Annotated in this window: 20 protein-coding genes, 1 tRNA gene and 1 riboswitch; of the genes, 8 read left to right on the forward strand and 13 right to left on the reverse strand. The window is 70.2% G+C overall.

Going from position 1 to position 24,610, the window contains the following annotated elements:
• Positions 1-153 precede the first annotated feature (153 nt).
• Positions 154-375 (forward strand): DUF5326 family protein, encoded by a 222-nt coding sequence (locus tag ABZT14_RS11595; RefSeq protein ID WP_356300182.1) that lies wholly within the window; start codon positions 154-156, stop codon positions 373-375.
• Here ABZT14_RS11595 and ABZT14_RS11600 read toward each other — a convergent pair.
• Positions 338-1,663: a YibE/F family protein gene (locus tag ABZT14_RS11600; RefSeq protein WP_356299758.1), complete on the reverse strand. Its 1,326-nt coding sequence runs from the start codon at positions 1,661-1,663 to the stop codon at positions 338-340. The genes ABZT14_RS11595 and ABZT14_RS11600 overlap by 38 nt on opposite strands.
• A 197-nt stretch (positions 1,664-1,860) precedes the next feature.
• Positions 1,861-1,997: riboswitch (TPP riboswitch) on the forward strand.
• Here ABZT14_RS11600 and thiC point away from each other — a divergent pair.
• On the forward strand, positions 1,990-3,777 hold the full coding sequence (gene thiC / locus ABZT14_RS11605; protein WP_356299759.1) for a phosphomethylpyrimidine synthase ThiC: 1,788 nt from the start codon (positions 1,990-1,992) through the stop codon (positions 3,775-3,777). Its footprint overlaps the riboswitch before it by 8 nt.
• Before the next feature lie 803 nt (positions 3,778-4,580).
• On the opposite strand, the gene ABZT14_RS11610 is transcribed toward thiC, so the two are convergent.
• The 5 genes from ABZT14_RS11610 to ABZT14_RS11630 form a co-directional block, all read right to left on the reverse strand.
• On the reverse strand, positions 4,581-5,012 hold the full coding sequence (locus ABZT14_RS11610) for a phospholipase (protein ID WP_356300184.1): 432 nt from the start codon (positions 5,010-5,012) through the stop codon (positions 4,581-4,583).
• A 465-nt stretch (positions 5,013-5,477) separates the two neighbouring features.
• A complete protein-coding gene (locus tag ABZT14_RS11615) occupies positions 5,478-6,590 on the reverse strand; it encodes a winged helix DNA-binding domain-containing protein (protein WP_356299761.1) in 1,113 nt (370 codons plus the stop codon).
• Positions 6,587-7,333: a methylated-DNA--[protein]-cysteine S-methyltransferase gene (locus ABZT14_RS11620; protein WP_356299763.1), complete on the reverse strand. Its 747-nt coding sequence runs from the start codon at positions 7,331-7,333 to the stop codon at positions 6,587-6,589. Before ABZT14_RS11620 ends, ABZT14_RS11615 begins: the two co-directional genes overlap by 4 nt.
• Complete coding sequence (locus ABZT14_RS11625) at positions 7,333-7,839, reverse strand: sigma-70 family RNA polymerase sigma factor (RefSeq protein ID WP_356299765.1); 507 nt, start codon at positions 7,837-7,839, stop codon at positions 7,333-7,335. Before ABZT14_RS11625 ends, ABZT14_RS11620 begins: the two co-directional genes overlap by 1 nt.
• Positions 7,840-8,211: 372 nt before the next feature.
• Complete coding sequence (locus tag ABZT14_RS11630; protein WP_356299767.1) at positions 8,212-8,433, reverse strand: DUF397 domain-containing protein; 222 nt, start codon at positions 8,431-8,433, stop codon at positions 8,212-8,214.
• 905 nt (positions 8,434-9,338) lie between these two features.
• Between ABZT14_RS11630 and ABZT14_RS11635 the strand changes: the two genes are divergently transcribed.
• Positions 9,339-9,602: a hypothetical protein gene (locus tag ABZT14_RS11635; protein WP_356299769.1), complete on the forward strand. Its 264-nt coding sequence runs from the start codon at positions 9,339-9,341 to the stop codon at positions 9,600-9,602.
• 314 nt (positions 9,603-9,916) lie between these two features.
• On the opposite strand, the gene ABZT14_RS11640 is transcribed toward ABZT14_RS11635, so the two are convergent.
• Positions 9,917-11,356, reverse strand: coding sequence for an aminopeptidase P family protein (locus tag ABZT14_RS11640; protein ID WP_356299771.1), 1,440 nt, complete (start codon positions 11,354-11,356; stop codon positions 9,917-9,919).
• 138 nt (positions 11,357-11,494) lie between these two features.
• Positions 11,495-13,207 (reverse strand): SpoIIE family protein phosphatase, encoded by a 1,713-nt coding sequence (locus ABZT14_RS11645; RefSeq protein ID WP_356299773.1) that lies wholly within the window; start codon positions 13,205-13,207, stop codon positions 11,495-11,497.
• 455 nt (positions 13,208-13,662) lie between these two features.
• On the opposite strand from ABZT14_RS11645, the gene ABZT14_RS11650 reads away from it, so the two are divergent.
• A complete protein-coding gene (locus ABZT14_RS11650; protein WP_356299775.1) occupies positions 13,663-14,379 on the forward strand; it encodes a bifunctional DNA primase/polymerase in 717 nt (238 codons plus the stop codon).
• A 710-nt stretch (positions 14,380-15,089) separates the two neighbouring features.
• Here ABZT14_RS11650 and ABZT14_RS11655 read toward each other — a convergent pair.
• The 3 genes from ABZT14_RS11655 to ABZT14_RS11665 form a co-directional block, all read right to left on the reverse strand.
• Positions 15,090-16,061, reverse strand: coding sequence for a DUF5926 family protein (locus ABZT14_RS11655; RefSeq protein ID WP_356299777.1), 972 nt, complete (start codon positions 16,059-16,061; stop codon positions 15,090-15,092).
• 64 nt (positions 16,062-16,125) lie between these two features.
• Positions 16,126-16,716, reverse strand: a complete 591-nt coding sequence (locus ABZT14_RS11660) for an ATP-binding protein (protein ID WP_356299779.1) — start codon at positions 16,714-16,716, stop codon at positions 16,126-16,128.
• Between the two features lie 395 nt (positions 16,717-17,111).
• Positions 17,112-17,960: a glycerophosphodiester phosphodiesterase gene (locus tag ABZT14_RS11665; RefSeq protein WP_356299781.1), complete on the reverse strand. Its 849-nt coding sequence runs from the start codon at positions 17,958-17,960 to the stop codon at positions 17,112-17,114.
• A 252-nt stretch (positions 17,961-18,212) separates the two neighbouring features.
• On the opposite strand from ABZT14_RS11665, the gene ABZT14_RS11670 reads away from it, so the two are divergent.
• Together ABZT14_RS11670 and ABZT14_RS11675 are read left to right on the forward strand one after the other, a co-directional pair.
• Entirely contained in the window at positions 18,213-19,778 is a 1,566-nt protein-coding gene (locus tag ABZT14_RS11670; protein ID WP_356299783.1) for a trypsin-like peptidase domain-containing protein, read from the forward strand.
• A gap of 236 nt (positions 19,779-20,014) precedes the next feature.
• Positions 20,015-20,101 (forward strand) — tRNA-Ser (locus tag ABZT14_RS11675).
• 103 nt (positions 20,102-20,204) lie between these two features.
• Here ABZT14_RS11675 and ABZT14_RS11680 read toward each other — a convergent pair.
• Positions 20,205-20,735, reverse strand: a complete 531-nt coding sequence (locus ABZT14_RS11680) for a hypothetical protein (RefSeq protein ID WP_356299785.1) — start codon at positions 20,733-20,735, stop codon at positions 20,205-20,207.
• A gap of 715 nt (positions 20,736-21,450) precedes the next feature.
• Here ABZT14_RS11680 and ABZT14_RS11685 point away from each other — a divergent pair.
• Together ABZT14_RS11685 and ABZT14_RS11690 are read left to right on the forward strand one after the other, a co-directional pair.
• Complete coding sequence (locus ABZT14_RS11685) at positions 21,451-21,990, forward strand: UTRA domain-containing protein (protein WP_356299787.1); 540 nt, start codon at positions 21,451-21,453, stop codon at positions 21,988-21,990.
• 1 nt (position 21,991) lies between these two features.
• Positions 21,992-22,756: a GntR family transcriptional regulator gene (locus ABZT14_RS11690; protein ID WP_356299789.1), complete on the forward strand. Its 765-nt coding sequence runs from the start codon at positions 21,992-21,994 to the stop codon at positions 22,754-22,756.
• 1,092 nt (positions 22,757-23,848) lie between these two features.
• Here the strand turns inward: ABZT14_RS11690 and ABZT14_RS11695 are convergent.
• Positions 23,849-24,265: a hypothetical protein gene (locus tag ABZT14_RS11695; protein WP_356299791.1), complete on the reverse strand. Its 417-nt coding sequence runs from the start codon at positions 24,263-24,265 to the stop codon at positions 23,849-23,851.
• Between the last annotated feature and the right edge of the window lie 345 nt (positions 24,266-24,610).

The raw sequence follows: 24,610 nt of genomic DNA on the forward strand, positions 1-24,610 counted from the left end.
CACAGGGGAAGGCGGCTCTCAGGGTCGCCTCGGGGTCGGTTCAGGGGACTTCCGGGGCCGCGCGGCCTCCCACCCGTCCGACGGCCCCCCTAGCATCGAAGACGTACGGGAGGAGTTCCCGGACGCTTGTCCGACTACGCACAGGAGCACGACATGGCCGGAAACCAGGTCCTCGCGGGACTTCCGTGGTGGGTGAAGTGGGTGGCGATCCCCGTGCTGGTGATCGTCGTGTTCGGCGGGATGATCGCCTCCGTGGTGGGCTTCCTGATCGGGCTGCTGTTCAAGGTGCTGCTGCTGGTGGCCCTGGTCGGCGGACTGATCTACCTGGTGCGGCGCTTCATGTCCTCTTCCTCCTCCTCCCGCGGTGACTGGTAGACCGGCCGTCCTTCGCCCCACCGCGCCCCCGGTCGGCGGACACCACCAGGGCCGCCAGCAGGGTGGTGACCGGTACGGAGGCCACCAGGCCGATGGAGCCCACCAGGGTCCGCACGATCTCCTCGGCGACCAGCTCACTGGTCGCCACCATCCCCACGGAGCTGTCGGCGATGGAGAACAGCAGCAGCAGCGGTAGCGCGGCGCCGGCGTAGGCGAGGACCAGGGTGTTGACGACCGAGGCGATGTGGTCGCGGCCGATGTTCATCGCCGAGCGGTACAGCCTGCGCCAACCGGCCTCGGGGTCGGCCGCCTTCAGCTCCCACACCGCCGAGGTCTGGGTGACCGTGACGTCGTCCAGCACCCCCAGGGAGCCGATCAGGATGCCGGCCAACAACAGCCCCTGGATCTTGATGTCCGGGTAGAGGCTGTGCACCAGCCCGGTCTGGTCGTCGGTGTTGCCGGTCAGCTTGGCCCAGCCGATGAACAGCGAGCCCAGCAGCCCGATCAGCAGCAGTGACGTCAGGGTGCCGAGTACGGCCACCGAGGTGCGGGCGGACAGCCCGTGGCACAGGTAGAGGGTCGCCAGCATGATGGCGCTCCCCCCGATCACGGCCACCAGCAGCGGGTTGGACCCCTGGAGGACGGCCGGCAGGATGAACAGGGTCAGCACCGCGAAGCTGATCACCAGCCCCACCAGGGCCAGCAGCCCCCGCAGCCGTCCGACGACCACCACCGCCAGCGCGAACAGGGCGGCCAGCAGCCACATGGGCAGGTCCCGGCCCACGTCCACCACGCTGTACTGCAACTCCTTGGGCGCCTTCGCCGAGTAGGCGACCACCACCTCCTGTCCGGCGGTGTACTTGCGGGTGGCGTCCGGGGTGACGACCTCGGTGAACGTACGACCGCTGTCCTTGCCCTCGTCCACCCGCACCGTGGCCTTCTGGCAGGTGCCCCGGGCCCGGCTGTCGGTCCCCCCGCCCGGCTGCTCCCCCGGCTGGGGCTCCGGCCGGGCGTTGACGTCCTCGCAGTCGACCTGCTCCAACTTGGTCACCGTGGCACGGAAGTTGGGGCGGTCGAAGCCGACGCCGGTGCTCTCCCCCTTCTCGGGTACGCCCCCGGGCCACAGCACCACCAGCCCGACGGTCACCAGCACCGCGAAGGGCACCAGTACGGCCGCGATGACCTTCCGCAGGTGACGGGAGACCGGCTGGGCCGGCCCGTGGTGATGGTGGTGGCCGTGCGGGCCGGCGGGGGACGGATCGTTGGGCTGGTGCTGGGATGGGTCCACCCACAGATCATCGCAAGCCCGGGCCCGGGCACCGTGTCCGCGCCCGGTTCGGCCGGTCGTCCGGGCGCCGACCAGGCGCCTCCCGTGGGCCGCGCCGCCTCCCGTACCGGGGGTGGCCCTGGCGCGGCGCGGGGGAGAGGCGCTAGCGTTCGGGTTGGCCGAACGGCCGGGTGGGCCAGTGGGCCCGCCCGACCGCACCGTCACATCGCGGGAGCTCCGAGCACGGGGCTGAGAGGACGCTGACCGCCGCGGAACACCGCGGAGCTGACAGCTGCGTCGACCGCCGAACCTGTTACCGGGTAATGCCGGCGTAGGGAGTGGGTCTGATGACCACGCAGAACACCGGGCTGCCCGCGTCCAAGGACGCGGCGGCCCTCGGCTCGCACAAGGACTACCTGTCCGGCTCACGGCCGGACCTGCGGGTACCGGTACGAAGGGTGCACCTGAGCGACGGCCGGGACGTCACCCTGTACGACACCTCCGGCCCGTACACCGACCCCCTGGTCACCACCGACGTACGGCGCGGGCTGCACCCGCTGCGCGCCCACTGGATCGTGGCCCGGGGAGACACCGAGGAGTACGTGGGCCGGAGCCCCCGTCCCGAGGACGACGGGATACGGCACACCTCACCCCGGGGCGGACTGCGCGACCTCGACGCCGTCTTCCCCGGCCGCCCCCGCCAGCCCCGCCGGGCGCGTGACGGCCGCGCGGTGACCCAACTCGCCTACGCCCGCCGGGGCGAGATCACCCCCGAGATGGAGTTCGTGGCCCTGCGGGAGAACCTCGACCCCGCCGTGGTGCGGGACGAGATCGCCGCCGGCCGGGCCGTACTCCCGGCGAACGTCAACCACCCGGAGACCGAACCGATGGTCATCGGACGGAACTTCCTGGTGAAGGTCAACGCCAACATCGGCAACTCCGCGGTGACCTCCTCGATCGAGGAGGAGGTGGAGAAGATGACCTGGGCCACCCGCTGGGGCGCGGACACCGTGATGGACCTGTCCACCGGCCGGAACATCCACACCACCCGCGAGTGGGTGCTGCGCAACTCCCCGGTGCCGATCGGCACGGTGCCGCTCTACCAGGCGCTGGAGAAGGTCGACGGCCGTGCGGAGGAGCTGAGTTGGGAGGTGTACCGGGACACCGTGATCGAACAGTGCGAGCAGGGCGTCGACTACATGACCGTCCACGCCGGCGTACTGCTGCGCTACGTCCCGCTCACCGCCGGCCGCCGCACCGGCATCGTCTCCCGGGGCGGTTCGATCATGGCCGCCTGGTGCCTGGCGCATCACCGGGAGAGCTTCCTCTACACCCACTTCGAGGAACTGTGCGAGATCCTGCGGGCCTACGACGTCACCTTCTCCCTCGGTGACGGCCTCCGCCCCGGCTCCGTCGCCGACGCCAACGACGAGGCCCAGTTCGCCGAACTGCGCACCCTGGGCGAGCTGAACCGGATCGCCCGCTCCCACGAGGTGCAGACGATGATCGAGGGCCCTGGCCACGTACCCCTGCACCGGATACGGGAGAACGTGGAACTCCAGCAGGAGATCTGCGATGAGGCGCCCTTCTACACACTGGGCCCGCTGACCACCGACATCGCCCCCGGGTACGACCACATCACCTCGGCCATCGGTGCGGCCGTCATCGGCTGGTGGGGCACCGCGATGCTCTGCTACGTCACGCCCAAGGAGCACCTGGGCCTGCCGGACCGGGACGACGTGAAGACCGGGGTGATCACCTACAGGATCGCCGCTCACGCCGCCGACCTCGCCAAGGGCCACCCGGGCGCGCGGGAGTGGGACGACGCCCTGTCCGAGGCCCGCTTCGACTTCCGCTGGGAGGACCAGTTCCACCTGTCCCTGGACCCGGACACCGCCCGCTCCTTCCACGACCAGACCCTGCCCGCCGAACCGGCCAAGACCGCCCACTTCTGCTCCATGTGCGGTCCCCGGTTCTGCTCGATGAGGATCAGCAGGGACATCAACGAGAAGTACGCCCCCGGGGAGTCCTCGGGGGAGCCCGCCAGTGAGGAGGAGATCCGGGCCGGAATGCTCGCCAAGTCCCGGGAGTTCGCCGAGTCCGGCCACCGCGTCCACCTGCCGCTGGCCGAGTAACGCGGCGTCCATCCGCCGTGTGCCGACTGGCTGGACGTGGGCCCGCGACTCGTCGGGTGACGCGGCGTCCGTGTGTCGTCGGGTCCTCTCGCTCCTGTGGCGGGCCTGTCCGCGGCAGGCCCCACGGGGAGTGGGGCCGGGGTGGTGACCGGTTGCCGGGTCGGTGCGGGTGGTCCTGTGGCGGCGGGTGGGTGCGCCACGAGGCGTCATGGGGATGGGTGGGGCGAGAGCCCTTACCGCTGGGTTGCCCCGGCAACCCGGCGGTAAGCGGCGGCCGTTCGCCTGGGGGTGCCTTCTGCGGGCGGCGTCCTCCCCGAGAGTCCTCCCAGATGGTCTGGGGCGCTCGCTGGTAGGGCTCGGCCCTGTGGGGTGGACCGCCTCGGGTGCTTCGGTGAGCCCTCGGACCGTTTCCGGTCGAGGCGGCCGGGGCCGCCGTCGGTCGGGAGAGGGGCGCCGGCCGGCCCGACGGGACGTGGTGGCGTTCGCCGGCTGTGGAGAGGTGCGTGACTCGTCGAGGAGTACGTGGCCGTGGGCGGTTGGGCGACTTCGGGCGCACCCCGGATCGGGGGGCCAGCCCGTGGCCCGCGCCAGGATGACGGCGCGACGGGGTGGGGCGGTCGGTCCTCCGCGACAGGACTTCGCCTCGGTCGCTGCGGCGACGGAGGGCCCGGCCCCCACGGCAGGTTGAGGGGTCAAGGGGCTGTGGAGCGGCCGGTGTTCGGGGGTGACGGGGGTGCCCTGGGGACGGCGAGGGGGTGGGGTGCCGCCTTCGCGGCGTCCCACCCCCGGTGGCTCAGGCGGGGTCAGCCGACCAGTTCGGACTCCTTGAGCCCGAGGTTCTTGACCGCCTGGTAGTAGGTCCAGGCGAGAGCGTTGCAGGAGGTCTTGGAGGCCCCGCTGTACTGGGAGCAGACGCGCTTCAGGTCCTCGTAGAAGGCGCTGTCCAGACGGTCCTTGTTGGCCGGGAACTGACCGGCGGCCTTGTAGTTGCGGTAACCGAAGTCGTGACGGATGCAGGCGTTCTCGAACGGGAAGCCCAGCGGGTTGTCCGGGGAGGAGGAGCACTTGTCCGTGGACCAGTCGAAGCCGTAGTCGGCCCACTGCCCCTGGTTGCCACGGGCGTTGTGGAAGGCGTTGGAGCTGCTGGCGCTGGTCTGGGTCCAGCTGGAGAGCACCTGCGGCTTGTCGGCGGGGGCGGCCGAGGCACTGGTGGCGGTGCCCATGAGCGCCAACATCGCCGCGGACAGGACGGTCAGTCCGGCGGTGACTCGACGGCCGGTCGTTCTGCGTCGCATTCCTGAACCTCCGTGTGGGGGCGGCCCCTTGGGCAGTGCTGGGCCGAATCCACATGAGCATGACAGATCTCCCGTCGTTGACCAGTCCAGCGACAAGGGAAGTCGCTGCCTATTTCCCGAACGCCCGTCATCTGGACGAGCGGCGTTGACCTGTGCTGAGGAACCAAGGGACCGGAGGCGCCCTGAGCTCCCACGGAAAGCAGAAGTCAGCAGGTCAGAAGGGGTGACCTGAGGTGCGGAGGAATGTCGTCGACCCAACTCCGCGAGCGGCCCTCTCTCCGCTGAGGGGCGCGTACGAGATGGTCGGTCGGAGAGCCGCGAACAGAGGTCGGGGCACGGTCACGGGCCGGGGCCAGGGCCAGCCCAACCGTCAAGACCGATCAACCCCCCGTCGCTGGCACGACCTCAGGGGGAGGAGTCGTCCCCCGAGAACCGGGCCACCGCCTCCCGTTCCTCCGCTATCCCCTCGGCCGTACGAGGCGCCAAGGCGGGCCGTTCGGGGAACGGTTGAACCTCGGGGAGCCTGCCCCGGGTGCCGCCCGACCAGGTGCCGACAGCGAGCCCGTCCACCAGCACCGTCGGTCGGATCACCCCACCGCCGGGCCACACCAGCTTCCGCTGGGGCGAGGGCACCGACAGCTCGCGTCCTCGCCGCCCCTGGAGGTAGTTGTCGTAGGCGGGGAGCAGCCGCACATCGGGAGCGGCCCCGTCCTCTCCCCCGGCAAGCCCGCTGCCGGCACCGGGCTCGTCCGCTGGGCGCCGCTCCTCGCCCGAGGTGTCCGTAGCCGCCCACGCCGTGCGGCTACGGGGCAGGGGCAGCCCGGACCAGTCGGCGAAGTCCTGGGCGGTGGCTCCCGGGCCGAAGGCGTGGGCGTACCGTGCCGCCAGCTCGATGTCCGCCCGCTCTCCCTCGTATCCGGGTCCCTGGTCCGGCACCCAGTCGTCGAGCAGTACGAAGGTCTGCTCCCCCGACCTCAGCGGGCCGTGGCAGATCGCTGCGGACAGGGCGGCCCAACGGATCAGATGGATCGCCTGCTGACCTCGGTCGGGCACCCCCAGGGCACCCAGATGCCCGGTCAACTCCGCCCGGGTCAGCGGGCCTTCGTCCGTGATGGCGGAGACGATCAGTCGCTCGGCCCGACGGCACAGTGGCGGGTCCAGCTCCAGTTGGCGCAGCCGCCGTTGGGCCGCCCGCTGGTGGAGCGGGGCGAAGAGGCGCAGCATCCAGCGCAGGTCGGTCGAGGGGACCAGGTGCAGGGTGCCGCGCATCAGCCAGGCTCTGACGGCCAGTCGCTCCCCTTCCAGGGCGTGCCGAATCCGTGGTCGGGTCAGGCCCGGGGCCCGCACCCTCAGGGCCAGGTCCATGGCCCACAGGTCCTGGGCCTGGAGCGGGCCGGCCCGGGTGAGGACCTCGGCCACGTCAGCCGCACGCGCCCCCTGGGCCAGGACCTGGGCCCGGGCTCGGGCCAGTCGCTGGTCGACCTCCCCCGACCCCAGGGGTGTGGGACCGGGGGTCACGCGGCGGCCTCCATCTCCAGCAGGGTGCGCTTGGCCTCGGCGCCGCCGGCGTACTGGCCCCAGGAGCCGTCGGAGCGGACCACCCGGTGACAGGGCACCACCACGGGCAGGGGGTTGTTGGCACAGGCGGTGCCCACGGCCCGTACCGCGCGGGGGCTGCCGGCCGCCGCGGCGACCTGGGTGTAGCTCTCGGTCTGCCCGTACCGGATGTCCGGGAGGTGGTGGAGCACCGCGTGCCGGAAGGTCCCCGTCGGCAGCCTGAGGTCCAGGGGCAGTTCGAAGGTGGTCCGGTCGCCGGAGAAGTACTCGTCCAGCTGTCGGGTGGCCTCCCGCAGTCTGCTGGGTTCGGCGAGTATCCGGGGGCTGACGTCCTGGGCCAGTTGCTCCAACACCCGCTGGTGGTCCTGCCGTTCGAAGGCGACCCGGACCAGTCCCCGTTCGGTGGCGGCCAGCAGCAGACTGCCCACCGGGGTGTCCACGGTGCTGTAGGTGATGTCGGTGAGCTTCTCGGCCGTCGCCCTGGCCGCCAGTTGGTCGTACAAGCGCTGCATCTCCCTGGTGCGGGGGTCCAACAGATGCTCCAGCCGACGCAGTGCCGCGCCGTCCAGAGGGTCCTCGGGTTCGGTCGGCGCCATCTCGTCCGGGAACTCCATGGGGTCGGTGGCGTCAACGGCTTCCCACGGGATCATCGGGCTCGGGTCGAGGGCCTGGCCCTCCACGGCGTCCGGCTTCTCTGACTCCATCATGTGCTCCCTCGCTCAGCCCCCGCTGCCTCGTCCGTGAGTGCCTCGACACCGCGCAGAGCCCGCACGCCGTCGGCCGCCGCCCTGCGTGCCGCCGCCGGGCTGACCCCTATCAGCCGGGCGACCTCCTTGTAGGGCAGGCCGGCCAGATAGTGGTAGGCGACCGAGCGTCGCTGGCGGTCGGGGAGCCGTCGCAGGGCGTCCCAGAGCGCCGCGTCCCGGACGGCGTCCTCGGGCTGGCCCAAGTGGCTGGTCCGCTCCGGGAGTTGGGCCACGGGCAGGGCCTGCCGAGCCCGCGCCCTGACCACGTCGACGGACTTGCGGTGCGCGATGGTCACCAGCCAGCCCCTCACGTCGGCGTCCCAGGGCAGCCGGGGATACGCCCGCAGCGCCGCGAGGAAGGTCTCCGACCAGGCGTCCTCAGCATCCTGAGGGCCCAGCACGGCCCGACACACTCGCAGCACCAGGGCCCCGTACTCGGCCACGACGCGCTCAAACGGTTCCACACTCACACCCTGCCAACGTCACAGGGACCGGAAATGTGAGGTCGCCTGACGAGGAAATCCACACAGGCTCCGGTGACACCGAGAAAGGCCAGGTCGTCCGGGCAGAGACGGTCGGCCCGTCCGGCAGGGGCCCGCCGGGGTGGGCGGACCCCGGGAACGTCGGACAGGCCCAGGCGACCGCCCGTGACCCACCAGCAGCGAGCCACCGACAGACACCAGACCAGGTGACCGGACACGGCGGCTGACCGAACACAGCACGCGTGGGAACGGCCTCCTCCTGGGAGCACCGTGATCGCCCGGCGGGTGTCGTCCATGGGTCGGCCCCCACCGGGTGGCGGGGGCCGGGGAGTTGGGGCGCTCGTCGGTTGTCCGTCAGGCGGGGGTGTTGCCGTCCTGGAGGGTGGTGGTGAAGCTGGTCCAGCTGGTGGCTGGGAAGACGAGCGCGGGGCCGTGGGGGTTCTTGGAGTCGCGTACGGGTACGGAGCCGGGGAGGCTATCGGATACTTCGACGCAATCCTGGTTCTCGGATCCGCTGTAAGAGGACTTGCGCCACATCGTGAGCGCTGAGGCGTCGGGAATGCTATTTACCTTCATCGGCGTACTCTTTCAGATAACTACGGATTAGATCGATGGACTCATCTTCTTCAAGAGCCCTGGAACGCACAATGTCGAAGCGCTGAACAAGCTCAACAACCTTCTTCGGGCACACACCGGCGTAGCCCGGCCGATCTGCCGTTGCGGGAGGCGGGGGTGCTGGTCATCGTTTCCCGCGTACAGCGTGCTTCTTCGGAAACCAACCGATGCTGGAAGCGGGACAAGCCGTCACGGCAACATGTGGGAACGGGTCGGTGTCCACGCGCGAGAACAGGCCCTTCCCGCCTTACGGTGATGTGCGGTTTCGGTTTCCGTACCAGATCCCCGCTGTAGCGGCGGGCGCAACCACCAGGAACGTCAGAAGGTTCCCCCGTGAAAGTATGGGATCGCCGTACAGGGCTGCCCGGGTGGCTACAGAAACGCAGAACGCGAGCGCACCGTAGGCGACCCCGCGAATCGCCGCCCCTCTGAGTTCTTCCATCGTCGCCGTGCCCCTCTCAGAGTTTTTTGTTGTGCTTGTTCGAGGTGTCGCGGTATTCCCCGGCTGGCCGCTCGTGCCTTGGGTTCCGGCTTCTCCGCGGCGACGAGATCCAGGGATTCGATCCGGTCCACTCCAGTGCCACTCCTCCCCACACATGCGCCCGCCCTCCATGAACCAGTGACCGCTGACAGCGATACCCCCGTCCGTCACGGTGCCACCCCACATGATGGATCACCCTCGCGAAGCACAGCCCTGTGTGGTGAGGAGAAGCACCCAACTCCCCTGGAACGGGGGAGAGTCGGTGCCCACACCAGTGGGTCGGGCAAGACGCCGGGCTCAGTGGTGGCGGCCTCGGGGGAATCACACATCAGATCGGGCCCTCTGGCCGGCGTGACCTCCCCCGACCGGGACGGATCATGGGCTCATGTCTCAGAACAACAAGCGGCCATCGGCACCCTCCACTCCCGAGCAGTTCGAGGAGTACCTCACCACTTCGGGCTGGCTCTACCCCGTGCTCGTCACCGCGGCCACCGGCGCCGTGACCGGCCTCGGCGAGGCGGCGACCGGCATCCACGGAGAACGGCAGCAGTCCCCGCAGGCACAGGACCAGGCGGACGCTGATGCCGACACCCGAATCCAGCCCCAGGACCGGACGCCCCCTTCCTCGCCGTCTTCGCCCGAGGACTAGCGAGGACCAGCGGGGCCTGGTGAGGCGTGGCCCGCACCGCGGTGTCTGCTTGAGCGGGTGTGCTGGGAGACGGGCCGGGCACCGTCCGGCGTACCAGGCACCCCCAGGTGAACGGCCGCCCCCGCCGGCGGACCAACCGGTCGCCACAGCACGGCGGTTGGACCAGAAACCGAGGTCAGGCGCCGAGGCCAGGCCGCGGGGCCGGACCACCGGTGTCCGGGTGGCACCTCGCGGCCGGCCCGGAACGGGCCCCGGCAGGACGAGGCCCCCGGCCGGAACCCGTCCGACCGGGGGCCGTTCGCCCGCTCGTGGTGTCAGCCCTGCAACCGGGCCATCCACTCCTCGACGTCCTCCGAGCGGCGTGGCAGCGCGCCCGAGAGGTTACGGTTCCCGTCCTGGGTCACCAGGATGTCGTCCTCGATGCGGATGCCGATGCCCCGGTACTCCTCGGGCACGGTGAGGTCGTCGGACTGGAAGTACAGGCCCGGCTCCACGGTCAGGCACATACCGGGCTCCAGGGTGCCCTCCGCGTAGCTCTCCCGACGGGCGGCGGCGCAGTCGTGTACGTCCATCCCCAGCATGTGGCCGGTGCCGTGCAGCGTCCAGCGACGCTGGAGCCCCAGCTCCAGCACCCGTTCCACCGGCCCTTCCAGCAGGCCCCACTCCACCAGCCTGGTGGCCAGCACCCGCTGGGCGGCCTGGTGGAAGTCGCGGTACTTGGCACCCGGCCGTACGGCCTCGATGCCGGCCTCCTGGGCCTCGTACACCGCGTCGTAGATCTTCCGCTGGAAGTCGGTGAACCGCCCGTTGATGGGCAGGGTGCGGGTGACGTCGGCGGTGTAGAGGGTGTGGGTCTCCACCCCGGCGTCCAGCAGCAGCAGTTCGCCGTCCCGGACCTCACCGTCGTTGCGCACCCAGTGGAGGGTGGTGGCGTGCGGGCCGGCCGCGCAGATCGAGCCGTAGCCCACGTCGTTGCCCTCGACCCTGGCGCGCAGGAAGAAGGTGCCCTCGATGTACCGCTCCGAGGTGGCCTTGGCCTGGTCGAGGACCTTCACCACGTCCTCGAAGCCACGGATCGTGGAGTCCACGGCCTTCTGGAGTTCGCCCACCTCGAACTCGTCCTTGACCAGCCGCTGTTCGGAGAGGAAGACCCGCAGCTCATCGTCCCGCTCGGCGGTGATCTTGTCCCGCAGCGCGGCCTCGACCTCCACGTCCTCGCCACGTACCACCCGTACCGGCCCGCTGGCCTCGGCCAGCAGCTCCGGCACCCCGCGCACGTCCGCGCAGGGGATGCCGTACAACCGCTCGCTCTCGGTGAGGCTGTGCCGGCGCCCCACCCACAGTTCGCCCTGACCGTTGAGCCAGAACTCGCCGTTGTCCCGGTCGGAGCGGGGCAGCAGGTACAGCGTGGACCGGTGACCGCCGTCCTCCTCCGGCTCCATCACCAGTACGCCGTCCTCGGTCTGGTTGCCGGTGAGGTAGGCGTAGGGAACCGAGGCCCGGAACGGGTAGTCGGTGTCGTTGGAGCGGGTCTTGAGCCGGCCCGCGGGGATGACCAGCCGCTCCCCCGGGAAGCGCGCCGAGAGCCGTGCGCGCCGCTCGGCGGTCTCCTTCACCTGGGCGAGCGGCTCCAGGTCGTGCCGCTCGGTGTCGGCCCAGCCGGTGCGCATGTTCTCTGCGAGTTCCTCGGAGACGCCCGGGCTCAGGCCGTTCTTGCGGGGCTTGACCTGTTCCTTGTCCTCGGCGTCTGCCACGGCTTCCTCCTGTGTGGGGACTCGTACGGGTTTCCCTCGGTTCTCCCCATCGTATGCCTGGGCACAAGGGCGCAGGCCAGCGTCGGTACGGGCCCTGGCCAGGGGCAGAGGGCGGGCGTGCCGGTACGGGTGGCCGGGTCAGTCGAACTGGGCGGCCAGCAGCACCAGGTCCTCGCCCGCCTCCGCCAGCCGCGCGGTGTCGCCGGCCTCCGCCGGGTTGGGCAGTACGGTACGCAGCAGGTGGTCGAGCAACAGCTCCGGTTCGTCCCTGACCTGGGCGGGGGCGTTGGCCGCCGCCTGCTGTAGGGCGGCGAAGGCCAGCTCCATCGGCTTGCCGGTGCGGTGCAGCAGTCCGTCGGTGTAGAGCAGGACCGTTTCGCCTGGCTGAGGACTGAGCGTCACACTCGGCGCCTCCCAGCAGGCCAGCATCCCCAGCGGCGCGGACAGCGAGGTCTCCGCGAACTCCGTGCGGTACGGCCCGATGATCAGGGGCGGACAGTGGCCGGCGCCGGCCACCACCAGCGTCCGGGACTCCGGTTCGGCGTACCCGAACAGCGCGGTCGCCGTACGGCCCGGCTCGGTCAGCCGCAACAGCAACTCCAGGTCGGACAGGACCGCCACCGGGTCCTCGCCCTCCATCACCGCGTACGCCCGCATCGAGGCCCGCATCCGCCCCATGGCCGCCATCGCCCTGGGGCCGCCACCGTCGACCCCGCCCACGGACAGGCCCAGCGCACCCTCGGGCAGCGCCAGGGCGTCGAACCAGTCACCGCCACCCTCCGGCGCCGCCTGGTGGCGCACCGCCAGGGTCACCCCGTTGACCAGAGGCAACCGCGTGGGCAGCAACTCCTCGTTGATGATCGCGGTGGTCTCCCGGGCGCGCGACAACTCCATCTGCCGCGCGACGTGTTCACTGGCGTAACGGGCGTAGAGGCTCAACAGGTGCCGCTGCCGCTGGGTGGGCTCGGCCGGCTCGTCGTAGAACCACACCGCCGCCCCCATCCGGTCACTGTCCTCGGTGGCCAGCGCCAGGGCGTAACTGGCGGCCATCCCCAGCCGGGCGGCGACCTCGCGGTGCAGGGGGTCCAGGCTGGCGTCGGAGGCGATGTCGGCGTGCACGATCTCCACCCGGTGGGTGGCCGCGATCATCACCTCCTCCCCGTCCTGGGGCGGACGTTGCGGCTGCTCGGGCAGGGGGAGCCCGTCCAGCAGCCGGGCGTAGGAGGCGGAGGCGCGGGGCACCGTCTCGATCTCGCCCAACTCGGCGCGCCCCAGGCCCAGTCCGAGGATGTGCTCCGGCCCGAACCCCTTCGGCGCCTCCAGGGCGATCATGCCCCGCTGCGCACCCACCAGGGTCGCCCCGGCCCGCAGCAGTTCGTGCAGAGCCCCGTCCAGGGTGTCGGTGCGGGCCAGCCGTTCGGTCAGGTCGTGCAGGGCGGTCAGGTCGGAAATCCACCCGGCGAGCCGGTCCTGTACGGCGGTGAGGCGCTCGATGGGACGCGTCCCGCCCGGTGCTTCCTGGGACGGGGCGGGCGAGGGACCTTCGGGCGGGGACACGGGCTCCGAGGGGGACGTGGGTGGAGGTGCGGTGGAGGAGGGGGAATCGGCTGAGACGTCTCTGTCCTCCGGGGGGCCCTCTGGGGCTTCTGGTGCGTCCGTTGCTGGTGAGGTGGCCTCCGGGGTGCCAGAAGACCGTTTGATTCCAGCCACATTCGAGGAGCGGGGGGCCTTCATGCTCGGCGGCTTCCCGTGCGGTTCATGCTGCTCTGTAGCATCGCAAACCCCCATGTCCTGCCGCTCAGCTCTCCATGTCTCCACATGTACACGCACTGGTGAGGGGATGTCCAGCATTGTCCAGCGGCCGTCATGGGTGTCCTGCGCGAACCCGTTGTAGAGGCCTCGGTGGCCTGTCTCGGGCAGTCTGGCGAAAAACTGTTCCTTCCCCTGTCGTTTGCTGTCGACTGGAGTTACCCGGCAACGCTTCACCCCCGCCGCCGAGGGCGCGGCACCCGGTATCCGCGGGTGCGTACCCCATGCGGCACCTGGCCCAGAGGGCCGGCGGAACCCCTCCGTTCCGCGCGGCGTCTGTATGACGAAGGCCAAATGCGGTGCGAGGAAAGCCCCTTGAGCTAGTCGAGCACGATTCCTCGCCAAGAGACACGCTAGATCCAGGCGTGATGCGCTGCCTGCTACGCATGGTGATGACTGTTCCACGTTTTGTGATGGACTCGGTCGAGGACGCGCCCAAAGGCCCAACGGCCCTGGACGGAACGACCCTTGGCGTTCACGGAAAGGAACGAGCGCGGATGCGCGAGATCCTCGGAAGGCGACGCAGGACCTCCAACCCGCTGCGTGACGCGGCGATGAGTTACGCCGGCCAGTGGCGCTGGCCCGTACTGCCCGGCGCCACGGCCACCACCGCGGAACACAGAACGGCCACCCCGGCCACCTCACCCTCCCCCGCGCCGTCGTCCACGGCGGCCCACTGCTCCTGTGGCCAGCCGGACTGCGCGGTGCCCGGCGCCCACCCGCACGACCCGGTGCTGCTGGCGGCCACCACCGACCCGGCGATGATCCACTGGTGGTGGACGCGCACCCCCGAGGCGCCGATCATCCTGGCCACCGCCGCCCCGGTGGCCGGATCCCTGTCCCCTTGTGCCATCAGCCTGCCGGCCGTGGCCGGCGCCCAGGCGCTGCCCCTCTTCGACCGTCGGGGTATCAGGGTGGGCCCGGTGGTGGCCGCCCGCGAGCGGTTCAGCCTGCTGGTGCGCCCGTACGGCCTGGAGGAACTGGGCGAGTTGCTGTACGCCCAGGACTGGGTGCCCAGCAGCCTGCGCTTCCACCACCAGGACGGCTACCTCCCGCTGCCCCCGTCCCGTACCGGTTCGGGGCAGGTCCGCTGGGAGCGGCCACCGGCCGTGGAGGCCGGCCGGCCCTGGCTGCCCGGGGTCGCCGACCTGCTGGACGTGCTGGTGGAGGTCGCCGCGGCGGCGCCCGGTGGCGGCAGCAGGCTGACCTACTGACGCGGGCCCGGCCGTGGGCCGGGCGGTCGGGCCGACGGCGTCTGACGGGGGAGTTTCGGGCTGACGTGAAGCGGGGTTTCCCCGGCCGCTGAGCGGTAACCCTTGGGCGTAGGACGGCGTCGACACCCTCCGTGGCGCGACGGGGCGTCGCCCCGGGGTGGGCCAGTCATGTCGCCTTCATCTCTTGAAGCGTGCGCGGAGGGCCGCGCCGCCGAGGGCTTCGCGTACCCGGCCCCGGCCTGTGACAACTGCCCGTTTCGTCCCCCGCTCGACGTGCCGAATCCGGTACCCCGGCCACTCCTGTGAGTGTCCTTCGGAATGTCCGTACGACCGTGCGGAAAAGCTCCCGCTCGAATTGCGTGGCACCGCTCCGAAAGGGCGGCGGGGCCCGCTATCCGGGGTCGACGAACGGTGGTCCGCCAGCGTCAACCTCCCCTGGGTGCGAGGGAGTTGGGTCGACGGCGGACGGCGGAAGCGGAGGGTCCGACCAAGGGCCCGGATACCGAAAAGGCCCGATCGCTGGCGACGGGGGATGCACCAGCGATCGGGCTTTGAAAACGGTAACAAGAGATGGGCTGTCCGTAAATTCGATCGTGGAATTCCAGACGCCCCACCCCGCGCTTCTACAGGTGGAGAAGGGGTGGTGTGACCAGAGTCACGTCCTCCGAGAGGTCAACACGTCCCCCACACCACCTGGTGGAGCACCCGGCTCAGCTCAGGGTGATCTGTCGGTTGGTGAAGCCACTGCGGGCCTTCCGCTCCTCGGCACTGAGCGGCGCGGTGGACGCGAGAGCCTCCGCCAGCCGGGTCTGGAACTCCACCGCCGGCTTCTCGCAGTCGGCCGCGCCCATCGTGGACGGCAGGTCCCACACCGGCACCATCAGCCCGTGCGCCCGGAAGGAACCCACCAGCCGGGTGTCCTCGCCCAACGACGAGGCGCCGGAGGCGTGCAGCCGCCCCAACGCGTCCAGCAGCCGCTCCTCGTCGTGCGGCATCACCCAGCGCAGGTGGTTCTTCTCGCTGGCCTCGCACCAGTACGCGCCCTCCAGCCCGGGCAGCCGAACCGTGGGGATGGCCGCCGAGTTGGCCCGCTCCAGGGAAGCGGCGACCTCGCTGTTGGACTGGTCCGCCTCGTCCACCCAGAACTCGAAGCCCTCGTGCACCTCGGGAACGAAGGGGCCGTTCGGATCCAGCAGGTCCTGGAGCCGGGGACCGTCGGGGTCCGGCCGCTCGGCGGCCACCGGAGTGCCGGGCTCGGCGGACAACGCCCGCCGCAGGACGTCGGCCAGGTCGCGGCTGAGGTCGCCGGAGGGGGTGTCGTTCTGCAGGCCGAGGAGTACCTCGCCGCTCTCCCTGCGCAGGCCGGGCCAGGCCATGGGCAGTACGGTCGCCAGGGTCACGGCCGGCACACCCTCGGGCAACGGCTCGCGCAGGGTCAGGGGAACCGTGGCGGCCGGGACCAGTTCCCGCAGCGCCACCCAGTCGCACTCCGCGGGCAGGCCCTCGAAGGGGCGACGTACCAGCTCGGTGACCGCCTGGGCGGCGGCGCGACCGTGACACGCCTTGTAGCGGCGGCCCGAACCACAGGGGCAGGGCTCTCGTGCGCCGACTTCGGGCACCTCGCCCCCGCTGAAGGTGGCGGCCTTGTTCCGGGAGGTCTGGGGACGGCGCTTTTTCGCCATGGCGCGGGCTCCTGCGTATACGTCTGACGGACGTTGCGCAGCCTAGCCCTTCCCGCCGTGGGGGCTAAGCGATCTCGTCCAGGTCCAGTTCGCGGTCCAGCCGCGCCAGATCCGGGCCGATGTCCTGACGGAACTCCTCACGACTGGGCAGCGTGGCCCAGACGGTGACGGCCGCCGGGTCCGAACTGCCGGCCATCCGCAGGTGTTCGCGACGGCGCTCCCCGGAGTGCCGCTCCTGGTGCCCCCGGCGTGCCCGACGGGACCGGTTCGGCCGGCCGTCCTCCACACCCCAGTCGCAGGCCAGGTTGGTGATGATGGCCAGCCCCCGCCCGCCACGGGCCGAGACCGAGGGGGTCGACGGCCTGGGGACGGTGGCCCCGCCGCCGTCGGTGACCGCTATGGTCAGCTCCCCCGAGGTGTCCTGGGTCCAACTGGCCTGTACGTTCTCGCCGTCGTCCAGAGGGCGCGCGTGACGCGCCGAGTTGCTGAGCAGTTCGGAAAGGATCAGTACCGCGTCGTCGACGATCGACTCGTCGGCGCCGTACGCGAGTAGTTCCTTCCGCATACGGCGTCGTGCCATCCCCACGCCCGCCGGGCCGTGAGGTACGGCCATCGTCGATGCGGTCGGCACCTGTCGTGCCACCATCAAGGCCACCCCCGGAACCTCCTTACGCCCCACGCCGAGTGAATGAATTCCCGAAGGGACGAGGCCGGAAACCGCCTTGTCGCGGTGGTCTGACCCACAGATCCCCCACGACGACCGACAGCACGGGATCACCCACTCCCGGTAACGGCCCCGTATATACGGACAGTTGACAAGTGTCCCCTTATGGGCCTCGGGAAATGTCGCGAACTCGGGCTTTGCGGGCCCCGGTTCGCACGCGGACGCACAGAACCGCCCAACCGCCTTTCGAGGCCGACGTGTTCGGAGTTGCCGGCACCTCACCCCACACGTCACAGCGGCCCCACACCCGGGTCACGGCCAGGTCACGCCGACCTTCAGCGGCCGAAGGCGTACGGTCAACCAACGCCCGCCCGCCCCACCACCGTTCACCCGGACCGGTTGGCCCACTCGTCCAACCACCGCCGCACCGTACGCGGACGGTTGGTGATGATCGCGTCCACCCCCAGCCGGGCGCACAACTCCACGTCCGCCCGCTCGTCCACCGTCCACACGTGTACCGGGTGCCCCGCCCGGTGCGCCCGCTCCACGTACTCCGGCCGCGCCCGCAGGATGCGTATCGCCGGACCGGCGATGTCCACCCCACGGGGCAACCTCCCGTCCCGGTGCCTGGGCAGCAACAACTGCATCAACAGCACCGTGGGAACCGCCGGAGCGCCCCGGTGGATCCGCTGCAACGACCGCGCCGAGAAGCTCATCACCCGTACCGGGAACGCCGGTTGGGCCCGCCCCAGCAACTCCAGCAACCGCTCCTCCACCCGACCCGCCCAACGCGTCGGATGCTTGGTCTCAACGGCCAGCCCCACCGCACGGGGCGACTCGGCCACCAGCCGCAACAACCGTTCCAGCGTCAGCACCGAGGTGCGCTCGGAGTCCTCGGTGTCCGGCACCTCCTGCCGGCCGTCCGGCGAACCGGAGACCTCCTGGTCCTTCCAGGAACCGAAGTCCAGCGCGGCCAGGTCCGCCAACTCCAGGGTGGACACCGCGCCCCGGCCGTTGGAGGTCCGGTTCACCCGACGGTCGTGCACACACACCAGGTGCCCGTCAGCCGTCAGCCGTACGTCGCACTCCAGGGCGTCCGCCCCGTCCTCGATGGCCTGGCGGTAGGCCGCCAGAGTGTGTTCGGGTACCTCCTCCGAGGCGCCCCGATGGGCGATCACCTCGATCTCGGCCACTGGACGCGGGCCACGGGCTTCACGGACGGGCACACTGCTCACCCGAGCATCCTGCCACCCGGGATACGCGCCGTGCTTACGCGATGCTGATGGCACATGCGGGAAGCTGAAGCACAGTGAGGCTGACGACCGAGGCCACCGAGCGTTGCCGAAGTCGCCAGGCGATGATGAACAACGCACACGACGGGAACACGTGGGCACACGTCGGCACCCCCGACGTCCAGGCCGCCCCCAAGGCCCCGGCCAGGGCCGCCCGGGGGCGGCGCCGAGCGGCCAGCAACTGAGGAGACAGCTGTGAGCACCGAGAACGAGGGCGCCGCCAACACGCCAGAGGCGGGGCCCAACCCCGCGCCACCGGCGCCGGCCAGCCCTCCGCAGGGCTCGAACACGGGGGACGCCCCCCAGCCGCCGGCCAACCCCCCCTCCGGCGGCACCCCCACCGGCAACCCGGCGCCCGCCCCCCAGTGGGGCGGCCAACAGGGGGACCAGCAGACACCGCAGCCACCCAGCGGACCACCACCCGCCCCCGGCCCGTACGGCCAGGGCGGCCACGACAGCCAGGGCGGCCAGGGTGGCCCGCCCCAACCCCCCACCGGCACCCCGGGATACGGCACCCCGGGGGCGAACCCCGGGGCCACCGGCCCGTACGGCCAGCCGGCCAGCCACGGTTCCACCGGCTGGGGTGACCACGGAGGCGGCACCCAGAACCCGTGGGGCGCGCCCCCTCCTCCGCCTCCGGGCGGACCGCGTAAGAAGACGGGCCTGCTGGTGGCCGGGGTGCTCGTCGGCGCGCTGGTCCTGGGCGGTATCGGCGGGGCGATCGGCTTCAAGGCGGCCGAGGACACCGGTTCCAGCACCACCGTGTCCGCCGACAGTGGTGACTCCTCGGCCCTCAACCGTTCCCCCAAGTCGGTCGCCGGCATAGCGGCCAAGGCGCTGCCCAGCGTGGTCACCCTGGAGTCCGAGGGCGGCGGTGAGAGCGGTACGGGTACCGGCTTCGTCTTCGACAAGCAGGGCCACATCGTCACCAACAACCACGTGGTCGCCAACGCCGCCGACAGCGGCCGGCTGACCGCCACCTTCTCCGACGGCAAGAAGTACAACGCCGAGGTCGTCGGTCGCGCCGAGGGGTACGACGTCGCGGTGATCAAGCTCAAGAACGCCGGCGACGCCAAGCTCACCCCCCTGCCGCTGGGCAGGTCGGGAGACGTCAAGGTCGGTGACGCCACCATCGCCATCGGCGCCCCGTACGGCCTCTCCGGCACGGTCACCACCGGCATCGTCAGCGCCAAGAACCGTCCGGTGGCCTCCAGCGACGGACAGGGCAGCAAGGCCTCGTACATGAGCGCCCTACAGACCGACGCGTCCATCAACCCCGGTAACTCCGGTGGCCCGCTGCTCAACGCCCAGGGCGCGGTGATCGGTGTCAACTCCGCCATCCAGTCCGGCCGGGGCGAGGGCGGCAGCTCCTCCGGTGGCAGCGTCGGCCTCGGCTTCGCCATCCCCATCAACCAGGCGCAGCGGGTGGCCACCGAGCTGATCAAGGACGGCGAGGCGGTCTACCCGGTCATCGGCGTCCAGGTCGACATGGGCACCGACGGCGGCGACGGCGCCACCGTGGCGAAGAACGGCAGCGGCGGCGACCCCGCCGTCGTCCCGGACGGCCCCGCCGACAAGGCCGGCGTCAAGCCCGGTGACGTGATCACCAAGCTCAACGACACCATGATCGACAGCGGCCCGACCCTGATCGGCCAGATCTGGACGCACAAGCCCGGCGAGAAGGTCACGCTGACCTTCGAACGGAACGGTGAGAAGAAGACCGCGGAGGTCACCCTCGGCTCCCGCAAGGGCGACGAGTAACCCTCCCCCTCGGGCACCCCGTACCTCGTACGGGGTGCCCCGCGCCGGCCCCGCCGCCACGTACGGGTGGGGCGCCCCTCCCAACCGGGGCACAGCCGCGACCGGGACCACCCACGACCGGTGGGCGCCGGGTCCCTCGCACACGAGGGGGCACCCCGTCCCGGTACGGCAACCCCCGAGCGCCCGGCCCCCCGAAACCGCTACCCTGTCCCGGTGCCGGCACCACGCCGGCACCGGGAGGCTTGCCCGAGCGGCCGAAGGGAACGGTCTTGAAAACCGTCGTGGCAGCGATGTCACCGTGGGTTCAAATCCCACAGCCTCCGCCCAGGTGAGAGAATTTGCAGGTCAGAGGGCGGGCATCCATACGGATGCCCGCCCTCTGACGTTCACCTTGTCTCACGGTGGCCCCCTGATTCCCGGGGTCGATCAGGGCGTGTGGGCCACACGCGGGCCAGGATCAGCGCTATTCCTCAGCACGAAGCCCCAGTTCAACGAGGCGATTGGCCGCTGCTGAGCCTCCCTTGAGGAGCTTGGCGTAGAACCGGTAGAGCACCGCGAGGCTGTGGCCTGCACGATATGCGGCTTCCGCCGGGTCCATGCCGGACTTGATCCACAATGAGATCGCGGCTTGCCGTAGTACGTACGGGAGGCCACCGCCTTCACCCGGCGCAGGGCCTCACCCACGTCGGGGGCGCTGGCTTCGTAGCGGCGGGCGGTGCGGATACGGGCGGCCAGGCCGGCGACCGTGACCGTGCTCGGGCAGGTGCCGATACGGCCCAGGGCCGCCGCCAGGAGCCGGGACGCGGCGGCCGTGTGTCGGCCGTGGCGGCGGCGGGCGTATAGGGCGAGGAAGTCCACCACCTTCACCGGCTGGCCGCCCTTCCTAGACCGCATCCCGTCCGCCAGAAGCTGCTGGGCCGTGGCCAGGAAGCAGTTCACGTCCTGCTCCACACTCAACCGCCGAACACCCGGGCCGGGGTGGGGCCGCGTGTGGGAAGACAGGCGCGGGTGTGGGTGGTGGGTGGTGTGGTTGCTGTCCCGCACGGGGGCGGGGATCATCGACGTCACAGGAGACCTCCGAGTCAGTCCTGTTCAGCGCCGCCGGGAGCTGCTACTCCCGGCGGCGCGCTGGTTGTTGTGCGTGGTGCTCATCAAGCGCCCACGCCACCGAGCCCCCAGGGCACGGGGGTGCCGGTGGGGGCGGGGGTGCCGTGGGTGCATGACGAGCGGCAGCGCGGTGGAGGTCATCACGTCTCCGGTCTGCTACTCGCAGGTACGGCATCCCGACAGGCCCTCTCCAGGTGCCCGTGTGCCGCCCTTGAAGCGGACACGTACAGGCGGCTGCCGAGGTCAATTGCGCCCATCTGCCCGACCGAAGCCGGGTATGGGGATGTCCCACTCGCTCAGCTGACCGCACCGGAATCACCCGGCCACGGCCACCGCCCGCACGCCCAAGGGAGTTCTGGTCCCCTCGGCCACCATTCAGACCTGCACAACAGGCCGGTGCACTTCAAACAACGAGCGCTCACTTCGCCCCCGTCTCACAGAGGTCTCCGTGCGGCGACTGTACTGCTATTTGCGAAAGGCGGCAAGATTCTGCATCGAGTGTGCCTTGGCGCTTACCGTGTAAAGCGGCAAGGTTGGGTGGTGGGGATCGATAGGAGGTGAGGCAGTGACCAGGGAGAACTGGGTAAGCACCTCGACGCCGTACGTGGCGCCACGGCGCCACGGCCAGCGCGACGCGTGGGCAGAGGAAGCGGAAGCACGAGGCCGTGTTGGAAGCCAGCGGGTGGTGGAGGTGGGCGAGGTGACGGCGCCGGCAGAGGTCACCAGGAAGTTGGGCGAGCCGGAAGGGTCGAGCCTCGTGGTGCGACGCAGAGTGATCTACCTGGACGACACGCCTGTCGAACTGACCGACACCTACTACCCGTTGGCCGTTGCGCGTGGTACCCGGCTGGCCCAGAAGGCCAAGATCCGTGGAGGTGCGGTGACTCTTCTCGCGGAGCTGGGCTACGAACCTCGCAGTGTGCATGAGGAGGTCTTCGCGCGGATGCCGAACGGGGACGAGCGCCAGGTCCTGGGCCTCGGTTCAGTGGATCCGGTGCTGTGCCTGACCAGGGTGACCGAGGACGGCGTCAGGCCGTTCCAGGTGGACGTGTCGGTGTTCCGCGCCACGGAACAGCGGCTCCGTTACGACATGAAGGTTGGCTGACATGGCCAGAGCGGACGAGGGCACCTTTGACCGGCGCCCGTTGCACGAGCGGATCGCAGCGGATCTGCGCGGGGAGATCATGTCCGGGGACCTTGCTCCAGGGGCCAACCTGCCTTCGACACAGCGTCTCAAGGAGCGGTTCGAAGCGTCGAACGCCACCATCCAGAAGGCGTTGCAGGTCCTCAAGGACGAGGGGCTGGCGATCGGTCGGGCTGGCGCGGCCGTGACCGTCCGGGAGCATCGGCAGGAGACCATCCGCCCGGCCGACACCGGGCAACCTGCTGAACCGGGAGCGCAGTACCGCTGGTTGTCGGTGGCCAGTCGTCGCGGTAAGCGCGGAAGCATCGTGCTCCTGGACGTCGACGAGGTCCGGCCGCCGGCCGAGATCGCGGAGGCGCTTGACCTCGGAGAGTCCGGCACCGCCTTCGTGCGCCGGCAGATCCTGCGATACGACGAAGAGCCGGTGGAACGGGTCGAGTCCTACTACCCGGCCGAACTCGCCCGAGGCACAGCCCTGACCGAACGTCGCAAGATCCGTGGCGGCACCCCGACGTTGCTGGCCGAACTCGGGTACCCGCCTTGTCACACCGTCGACCGGGTCTCCGCGCGGGTGCCCACCCAGGAGCAGTACGAAGCGCTTCGTCTCCCCAGTGACCTGCCCGTCCTCCGTACCCTGCGCGTCGTCTACAGCGACAACGAACGCCCCATCGAGGCCACCACCATGGCCAAGGCCGGCCACCTGTACGAGCTGCAGTACGAGTTCTGATCAGTGAGCTGCCTCCAGGCTGCCTGCATACACGGCGGGATTGGCTCACTGATCGGGAGGTGTGGGTGCGTTGGAGGCACGGAGGTTATCCCGCATACGCGGGGAACACCTACCCACACGCGGTCGATACCGGCCAAGCCCAGGACCACCCCCGCATACGCGGGGAAGACCCACCTCAAGGCCGGCGCGACCGCCGCGAAGGTGTGGACCACCCCCGCGTGCGCGGGGAACACCGCTTAAGCGGGTCAGCAAAAGCCACCCGCACGGGACCACCCCCGCGTGCGCGGGGAACACTGTCACGCCCCTCAAGGCACTCCGTGTGACGGGGGGCCACCCCTGCATCGCCAGGGAGAAGTTCAGAATACGCTGTCTACGCCAGCCGAACCTACAACCCGTCTCACGGAAGTGCCTTGAGGAGCGAAGGATGCAGGCTGACCTGCAAATATTGCACTCGGTAGAGGCTTTTGTGGCGCTCAGCTCAGCTATATTGGAACTGCTGGGCGTTGCATATTCGTGTTTCGAGATGTACTCGTTCCAGGGCGCGTATACGCAAAGGGGGGCTTGGCCACGGTGAGATCGTAGCCAAGCCCCAAGCGTGGAGCGTTAGAGCGGGTCCGGCCGACTACCATACGGCCGGACCTGCTTTACAGGTCCGTTCGGCGGCTACCGCTCGCTCGCTATCGAGCCAACGCTTCGACACACGCTGCGATCGCTGTGACTGTGGTGAGCAGGGCCACGGTCAGCCGAAACCACACAGGATCGCCTTTGCATTCACCTGACTCATCAGGCGGTTGTTCATCTGGCATGTTGTGTCCTCTCCTCGGGTGACTGCCACTCCGCGAATGGCGATTCGTTGGGTGATGAGAGGCACATCCCAGACAGCTGTCAGCATAACGTCATCGAAACGCTCCCGAGGGTCACTAGTGGCCGTCTGATAGGTCGCTTGTGGCCAACCTGTGGCCAGCCGGGCCCCCTTCGGGCCATTCTTCCTGTTCAGCGCCGTGCGCGATGTGGTCTTGAAAACCGTCGTGGCAGCGATGTCACCGTGGGTTCAAATCCCACAGCCTCCGCCCAGGTCAACATAAGACCAGCTCAGAAGGGGTGCCCGTCTTCGACGGGCACCCCTTCGGCGTTCAGACGGGCGGTCGTGTCGTTCGGAAGCGCCCTCAGGAGACCATCCGCCCGGCCGACATTGACCGACTTCCTGAACCGGGTGGGCAGTACCGCTAATTGTCGGTAGCCAGTCGTCGCGGTAAGCGCGGAAGCATCGTGCTCCTGGACGTCCGTGAGGTCCGTCCCCCCGGCCGAGATCGTGGAGGCGCTCGACCTCGGAGAGTCCGGCACGGCCTTCGTGCGCCGGCAGATGTTGCGGTACGAGGAGAGCCGGTGGAACGGGCCGAGTTCCACTATCCGGCCGAGCTTGCCCGAGGCGCAGCCCTGACCGAACGCCGCAAGATCCGTGGCGGCACCCCGGCGGTGCTGGCCGAACTCGGGTACCCGCCTCGTCACACCGTGGACCGGGTCTCCGCGCGTGTGCCCATCTGGAGAGGTACGAGACGCTCCGTCTCCCAGTGCCCTGCCCGTCCTCCGCACCATGCGCGTCGTCTACAGCGACAACGAGCGCTCCATCGAGGCCACCACCATGGCCAAGGCCGGACACCTGTACGAGCTGCGGTACGAGTTCTGCCCCGCTAGCAGCCCGACCAGGTTGCCTGGACGGCGGAGACCCGGCTCACTGAACGGAGGCGCGGGGGCGGTAGGGGCGTGGGGGTCATCCCCGCATACGCGGGGAGCACCTCATGCAGAGCGCGAGGATCTGCTCCTCTTCGGGGTCATCCCCGCATACGCGGGGAG

The organism is Streptomyces sp. NPDC005438 (assembly GCF_040606315.1).
Classification (GTDB): domain Bacteria; phylum Actinomycetota; class Actinomycetes; order Streptomycetales; family Streptomycetaceae; genus Streptomyces.